A 931-nucleotide genomic window follows, 5' to 3' on the forward strand; every position below is an offset into this window, starting at 1 on the left:
ACGCTCGGCCCCAAGGGCCGCAACGTCGTCATCGACAAGTCGTTCGGCGCTCCGCGCATCACCAAGGACGGCGTCACCGTCGCCAAGGAAATCGAGCTTGAGGACAAGTTCGAGAACATGGGCGCGCAGATGGTGCGCGAAGTCGCTTCGAAGACCAATGACATCGCCGGCGACGGCACCACGACCGCGACCGTTCTGGCGCAGTCGATCGTCCAGGAAGGCCACAAGGCGGTTGCCGCCGGCATGAACCCGATGGACCTGAAGCGCGGCATCGACCTCGCCGTCAGCCACGTCGTCGCGACGCTGATCAAGAACGCCAAGAAGATCAAGACCTCGGAAGAGGTTGCCCAGGTCGGCACGATCGCCGGCAACGGCGACTCCTCGGTCGGCTCGATGATCGCCGAAGCGATGCAGAAGGTCGGCAATGAGGGCGTCATCACGGTCGAGGAAGCCAAGACCGCGGAGACCGAACTCGAAGTCGTCGAAGGCATGCAGTTCGATCGCGGCTATCTCTCGCCCTACTTCGTCACCAACGCCGACAAGATGGTCGCCGATCTGGAAGACGCTTACATCCTACTCCACGAGAAGAAGCTCTCCAACCTGCAGGCCATGCTGCCGATCCTCGAGGCTGTCGTGCAGACCTCGAAGCCGCTGGTCATCATCTCGGAAGACGTCGAAGGCGAGGCTCTGGCCACGCTCGTCGTCAACAAGCTGCGTGGCGGCCTGAAGATCGCCGCCGTCAAGGCGCCGGGCTTCGGCGATCGCCGCAAGGCCATGCTGGAAGACATCGCCATCCTCACCGGTGGCCAGGTCATTTCCGAAGACCTCGGCATCAAGCTCGAGAATGTCGGCCTCAACATGCTCGGCCGCGCCAAGAAGGTGTCGATCTCCAAGGAGAACACCACCATCGTCGACGGCGCCGGCAAGAAGG

Annotated in this window: 1 protein-coding gene; it reads left to right on the forward strand. The window is 62.7% G+C overall.

The features are described 5' to 3' along the window. On the forward strand, positions 1 to 931 hold a 931-nt coding region (groEL, locus tag C9427_RS31275; protein WP_146172623.1), incomplete at both ends, for a chaperonin GroEL.

Source organism: Mesorhizobium helmanticense (assembly GCF_003034915.1).
Taxonomy (GTDB): Bacteria; Pseudomonadota; Alphaproteobacteria; order Rhizobiales; family Rhizobiaceae; genus Mesorhizobium; species Mesorhizobium helmanticense.